The following is a 5,766-nucleotide window of genomic DNA, read 5'->3' on the forward strand; positions in this document are numbered from 1 at the left end:
CGCCATGGCGCACCTCACCGACATGGTCGTCGACCTCAGCCTCAGCCCAGGGTTCCAGAGGGCCGGTCTGACGCCAATCTCACGACCGCTGGCACTCATCCTTCTCGGTGGGCTGCGGGAGCTGACGGCGCTGCTTGTCGAGGACGGCCAGGACGTGCGGGCCATCGTCGAGCCGGCCGGCGCCGCGGCGCGCGCAATCCTTGGGCTGCCGGCTAACCCAAGATGAGGCGTGCCGACTTCTCGAGGCGCTGCGCGATCTCTTGGTAGGACACGTATCCCATGCCGGCCCGCACCAGCGCGCCGGAGTACAACATCTCCAGCGAGTCGATGACGTCCTCGTCGACCTCCGGACCCAGGGCCGCGGCCAACCGGGCCCTGATGTCGAGGCCGATCCGCTGCCGCAGCACCTCGACGTCGGGATCCCTGCCAAGTAGCGCGCTCGTCACCGCTCCGGCGAACTCCGGCTCGCCAGCGACCAGAAGCGAGACGTGCTGCAGCACGTCGATGACCCGGACGGCGCGGTCGGCGGACCCGTGTGGCGCCGGTGGCGCACCGGCCAGGCGGCGCCAGAACACCTCGGCGACGAGGTGCTCCTTCGACGAGAAGTAGGTGTAGGCGGTGGCCGATCCGACGCCGGCCTCGGCAGCCACGCGCCGCACGGTCAAACCTGCGAATCCATCCCGATTGAGTAAGTCGACCGCGGCTCTACCGAGGCGATCCACGGTGTCGGCCTGCTTGGCGGTCAGACGGCGCCGAGTCGACTCCAAGACCGGATCGGACACATGTCCGGACGCTACTACAACTGCCTTTGACCAGCAACGGTAAGTTGGCCGTCATGAGCACTACCGAGACTGCCCTGCCGCCCTCCGCCGCGCGACTCTTCGCACTCGCCGAGCAGGTCATCGGCTTCATGCCCGCCGACGAAGGCCGTGCGTTGTACGACGCGGCAACCACGTACCTGCGCGATGGCGTCGGCGTCGAAATCGGCACGTACTGCGGCAAGTCGACGGTGATGCTCGGCGCCGCCGCACAGCAGACCGGAGGTGTGCTGTACACGATCGACCATCACCACGGCTCCGAAGAACACCAGCCGGGTTGGGAGTATCACGACACCTCCATGGTCGACGACGTGACGGGACTCTTCGACACCCTGCCGACGTTGCGCCACACCCTCGACGCCGCCGGGCTCGACGATAACGTCGTCGCCGTCGTCGGCAAGTCGTCGTTGGTGGCCCGGTCGTGGCGAACTCCGTTGCAGCTCTTGTTCATTGACGGCGGACACACCGACGCCGCGGCGCAGCAAGACTTCGACGGCTGGGCACGGTGGGTCGCGGTCGGTGGCGCGCTGGTCATCCACGACGTGTTCCCCGATCCGAACGACGGCGGGCAGGCTCCCTACCGGGTGTACCGACGCGCACTGGACACCGGAGCGTTCCGGGAGGTGTCGGCGATGGGCTCGATGCGCATTCTGGAGCGACTGTCCGGCACGCCCGGCGAAGCACTCGACTAGTCACGCGCGGGCGGCGGCTCGCTCGACGTCCACGAGTTGCTCGCCGCGGCGCTCGTCGTCGTAGGCCCGACGACCGCCGCGGAGGCCGAACAGCCGTTTCGAGACGAGCAGGTAGATCACGGCGGCGACGTTGATCGAGAAGGTCACGACGCGGGTCAGCGTGATGCCCTTGGTCAGGTCGTGGATCTCGAGCGGCAGGAAGACCGACGTCGCGATCACTGCGAAGTACTCACCCCACCGGGTGAGCAACCACAAGCCGACACCTTCGACGAGTTCCAGCAGCGCGTAGGCGATCAAGGCGAAGGTCAGCAGCACCAGCGTCGACGGTTTCGCCGCCAACGCCCGCTCCAACTCATGGATCGCCGTCATCTGATCGACCTTGATGCCGGAGCTGCGCAGCAGCGGCAGGTCCCTGTCGAGCGCAGCCTGGATGGACCCCTGCGCGCCGTGGAACTTCCAGACCGCCCACGCGGCGAAGGCGATCAGCAGCGCGCGAATCCAGCGCTCCACCGCGAGCGCGCGCACGATGATGGCCTGGCGCAGCGCCTTGCCGCGGATGACGAGCGGCGCATCCTCCGCCGCCCCTCGCCCATGTGGGGGCCCCGTGACGAAGTCGCCGCAGCGCAGGCAACGCCAAACCTCGCCGAGCCCGGTCGTCCCGCTCAACCTGGCCGCCAGCGCATCCTCGTCGGGGGCGTAGGTGACGTGACCCCGGCGCGCGCAGGTACGCAGCTCCCACCGGTTGTGGTTCCGAGGTTCGGGCATGGTCCTGGGCTCTCCTTGCTGGCCGCGAGCTGATCATTCAATGCCGGCGTCGAACATCGCAAGTCGCCGGTGCCGTACGAGCAGTGACTGACCCATTCAGCGACCGTTCAGCCGACTCCAAGTAAAGTACCGGGTTGTGACGCTAAGCCGTTTAACGGCAGGCGAATTCAGCACCAAGGTCACGCGTATCAAGCGTCCATCGGGGCCCGTTGACGGTATATTGCGACTGCGCCGACGAAGAGGGGTTCCCGATGCTTGAGCCAACCGCCGGCGGCGACATTCCCGACACCGGCATCCCTGCTGCCATTGCGGCTGACATGTCGATGGCAGAGCAGCACGACTGGCATCGCGCTTACCTTCGTCGCCACCCCGTGTCGAGACGGAACTTTCTGGGTGGAGCGGCCGCGGCCGCCGCCGTCGCTGCCATGGGCGTATCACCGTTCGGTGGTCGCGCGTACGCAGCGGGGGCGCCGCTGGCAGTCGCGAATCGCCGAGTGGGATTCGGCACCGACGGCTCGACGCAACTGCGGTTATCCGCCCAGCTGTCACGAAATCCGAATGCCACCAGAATCTTCGTCGACCACGGACCGACTCCGGACCTGGGTGCCAGTGTCGAAGCGGAGATCCGCAATCTGGTGACCCAGATTCCCGACGGGGATGGCGGAGTGCTCGGAGCCGAACAGTTCTACGCGCACGTTCCCGTCGGGGGTCTCGCCGGCCACACGCCGCACTTCTATCGGTGGCGGACTGAGGATGGTTTCACCACCGACGTCCTCTCGGCAGCGACCGCGATGCCGAACTCGCGAGATGCGATGGGCCCGTTCCGGTTCACCATGATAGGGGACCAGGGCACCGATCAGACTCCCGTGCTTCCGCCTGGCCTCCCACCCGGCGTCTACGACGACGCCTACTACCAGCCAGACAACGACCCCACGGCACCGCACACGACGAACCTGATGAACCAGATCATCGCGGCGCGGCCCGACTTTCACGTGCTCGCCGGCGACATCGCCTACGCGGACCCCTCTGGCGCGGGGAAGCCCGCGAGCTTCGTGGGGCCGGGAGGCAAGCTCAGGGCTGGCTTCGACAAGTTCAATCCGTATGTATGGGACGTGTACTTCGGTCTCATCGAACCCAGTGCGTCGACAACCCCGTGGATGTTCGCGACCGGCAATCACGACATGGAGGCGGCGTACCCGACCCACGGTTACGGCGGACATCTGGCGCGGCTGGACTTTCCGGGCAACGGTCCAGCGGGGTGCCCGTCGGTGTACACGTTCGTCTACGGCAACGTGGCCGTGCTCTCCTTGGACGCCAACGACGTCAGCTACGAGATCACAGCCAACACCGGCTACTCCGGTGGGCGCCAAGAGTCTTGGGTGGCAAAGACATTGGCGGCACATCGCGCCAATCCGGCGGTCGACTTCATCGTCTGCTTCTTTCACCACTGTGCGTATTCCACCACTGCTCAACACGCCAGTGATGGTGGCGTGCGGGCGGCCTGGTCCGACCTGTTCGACCGCTATCGGGTAGACCTGGCGCTCCAGGGCCACAACCACCTATTCGAACGCACCGATCCGATCCGGGCCAACACGCCGACGACGGTCGCAGGCGACAACGCGATCGTCTATCCGGAGACCGATGGCACCGTTTACTACACGGTCGGGAGCGGAGGGCGCCCACGCTACGACCTACAGCCCGGCGAGCACGAGAGCTACCGCGGCAACGAGATCGCCGACACATTCGTGCCGAACAGCTACGTCTGGACCGCTCACGGAGACAAGCAGGCCGAATCGGTCGGGTGGTCACGGGTGCGGTTTCGCAACTACGCCTTCATCCGCGTCGACGTGCGCCCGGGAGCGCTGGTCAGCGAGATGGACGTGGTTGCCGTCGACGAATACGGTCGCGAGTTCGACAAGGTGACCTACCGCCGCGAGGTGCGCGCCTAGTTCGGCCGGCGACCGGATGCCGAACAGGCGCAGTCGAACTCACCCTCGAGGCCACGCGGCAGATCGTCGGCGCGGAAGATGCCGCTACCCGCCGTCGTCGACGACAGCGCGTCGGCCGCCAGGATCATCGCTGCGCCGGTCCACGTGGTGCGTTCCACGGGCCACCGCTTACCGTCGGAGAAGACCAGACCCGTCCAGTACGAGCCGTCGTGCTCGCGGAGGTGCTGCATCGCAGTGAATTGCTCACGAGCCCTTGCGGAATCGCCGATCGCGTCGAGCGCCATCACCAGCTCGCAGGTTTCCGCACCGGTCACCCACGGCCTGTGGTCGACACAGCGGATGCCGAGGCCCGGCACGACGAACCGATCCCAGCGCTCGTCGATCCGCGCCATGGCGGCTTCTCCCCGTACCGCCCCGCCAAGCACCGGGTAGTACCACTCCATCGCGTGGTCGTCCTTGAGGTTGAACGCCTCGGGATGCTCGGCGATCGCGTGGCCGAGGCTGCCGACGGCCACCTCCCACTCCGGCTGTGACTCGCCGATGTAGTTCGCCAACGCCAGTGCGCAGCGGATGCTGTGATAGATGCTGGCGCAGCCGGTCAGCAACGCCTCGGGCAGGATCCCGGCATCGCTTCTGGCCCAGGCGATCTCACCGCCGTCGAGTTGCATGGTCAAGACGAAGTCGATGGCGCTGCTAACCACCGGCCACATCATCTCGGCAAAGCCGCGGTCGCCGGTGATCAGCACGTGGTGCCACACGCCCGTCGCGACGTACGCGCAGAAGTTGCTGTCGCTATTGCCATCTTCGAGCACGCCGTTGCGCATCTGGATCGGCATCGAGCCATCTGCCCGTTGCACGTTGCGACACCACTCGAAGGCGACGCGCGCGGGCTCCCACAATCCGGCCGCGCTCAACGCCATGGCGTTCTCGACGTGGTCCCACGGGTCGGTGTGTCCGCCGACGAACCACGGCAACGCGCCCGACGGCTCCTGCGTCGCGGCGATCGACACCGCCGTATGACGGCATTGCTCCGGCGTCAGAACGCCTGGCACACCAGGAATCTCATGACGCCGCACCGGTCAGGCCGCCTGGCTTGGGGAATTGGCTGGCTTTTGGAAATACAAAGCGACACTCTTGCCGATCAGCGGGTTGAGCAGCGACTCCGCGTTGCGGGTCAGCCAAGGTCGCGACATCATGTCCCAGACCAGCATCTTGTGATACGCGGTGACGACCGGGTGGTCCGGCTTGTCCACGCCCACGGCACATTTCAGCCACCAGAACGGTGAGTGCAGCGCGTGCGCATGGTGCCGATGGTCGAACCGCATTCCCCTGCCGGCGATCTTGTCGAGGAGTTCGTCAGCGCGGTAAATCCGGATGTGCCCACCCTCGTTGGCGTGATTCTCGTCCGACAAGACCCAGCAGACCTTCTCAGGCAACCAGCGCGGCACCGTAACGGCAAGTCGGCCACCGGGTTTGAGCACGCGGATCAACTCGTCGATCGCCTGCTCGTCCGCCGGGACGTGTTCGAGGATCTCGGAGGCG

The 5,766-nt window shown here is 66.5% G+C and carries 6 protein-coding genes and 1 pseudogene; 3 read left to right on the forward strand and 4 right to left on the reverse strand.

Features of this window, described 5'->3' with window-relative positions; all coding sequences use genetic code 11:
* A pseudogene (locus tag QOD90_RS06140) lies at positions 1–226 on the forward strand (TetR/AcrR family transcriptional regulator); the annotation flags it as partial.
* On the opposite strand, the gene QOD90_RS06145 reads toward QOD90_RS06140, so the two are convergent.
* Positions 213–782, reverse strand: a complete 570-nt coding sequence (locus QOD90_RS06145) for a TetR/AcrR family transcriptional regulator (RefSeq protein WP_526347702.1) — start codon at positions 780–782, stop codon at positions 213–215. The pseudogene QOD90_RS06140 and the gene QOD90_RS06145 overlap by 14 nt on opposite strands.
* 53 nt (positions 783–835) lie before the next feature.
* On the opposite strand from QOD90_RS06145, the gene QOD90_RS06150 reads away from it, so the two are divergent.
* A complete protein-coding gene (locus QOD90_RS06150; RefSeq protein WP_526347704.1) occupies positions 836–1,510 on the forward strand; it encodes a class I SAM-dependent methyltransferase in 675 nt (224 codons plus the stop codon).
* Here the strand turns inward: QOD90_RS06150 and QOD90_RS06155 are convergent, their stop codons facing one another.
* On the reverse strand, positions 1,511–2,275 hold the full coding sequence (locus QOD90_RS06155; protein ID WP_526347706.1) for a DUF2127 domain-containing protein: 765 nt from the start codon (positions 2,273–2,275) through the stop codon (positions 1,511–1,513).
* 251 nt (positions 2,276–2,526) lie between these two features.
* On the opposite strand from QOD90_RS06155, the gene QOD90_RS06160 reads away from it, so the two are divergent.
* The gene (locus QOD90_RS06160) at positions 2,527–4,224 is read left to right on the forward strand and encodes a metallophosphoesterase (protein WP_526347708.1); all 1,698 of its coding nucleotides are present in this window, start codon (positions 2,527–2,529) and stop codon (positions 4,222–4,224) included.
* On the opposite strand, the gene mmpH is transcribed toward QOD90_RS06160, so the two are convergent.
* Together mmpH and QOD90_RS06170 are read right to left on the reverse strand one after the other, a co-directional pair.
* Positions 4,221–5,276 carry an MMP endo-(1,4)-3-O-methyl-alpha-D-mannosidase gene (mmpH, locus tag QOD90_RS06165; RefSeq protein ID WP_526347710.1) on the reverse strand — a complete coding sequence of 352 codons (1,056 nt, stop codon included), beginning with the start codon at positions 5,274–5,276 and terminating at the stop codon, positions 4,221–4,223. The genes QOD90_RS06160 and mmpH overlap by 4 nt on opposite strands.
* Positions 5,277–5,303: 27 nt before the next feature.
* A partial coding sequence (locus tag QOD90_RS06170; protein ID WP_526347712.1) for a methyltransferase domain-containing protein occupies positions 5,304–5,766 on the reverse strand: 463 nt, incomplete at its 5' end.

It is taken from the genome of Mycobacterium sp. (assembly GCF_032161845.1).
GTDB lineage: Bacteria > Actinomycetota > Actinomycetes > Mycobacteriales > Mycobacteriaceae > Mycobacterium.

Bases quoted from the DNA above. Each gene is read 5' to 3' on its own strand.
- QOD90_RS06160 (WP_526347708.1), top strand. From the start codon at position 2,527: ATGCTTGAGCCAACCGCCGGCGGCGACATTCCCGACACCGGCATCCCT.
- QOD90_RS06150 (WP_526347704.1), top strand. From the start codon at position 836: ATGAGCACTACCGAGACTGCCCTGCCGCCCTCCGCCGCGCGACTCTTC.
- QOD90_RS06155 (WP_526347706.1), bottom strand. From the start codon at position 2,275: ATGCCCGAACCTCGGAACCACAACCGGTGGGAGCTGCGTACCTGCGCG.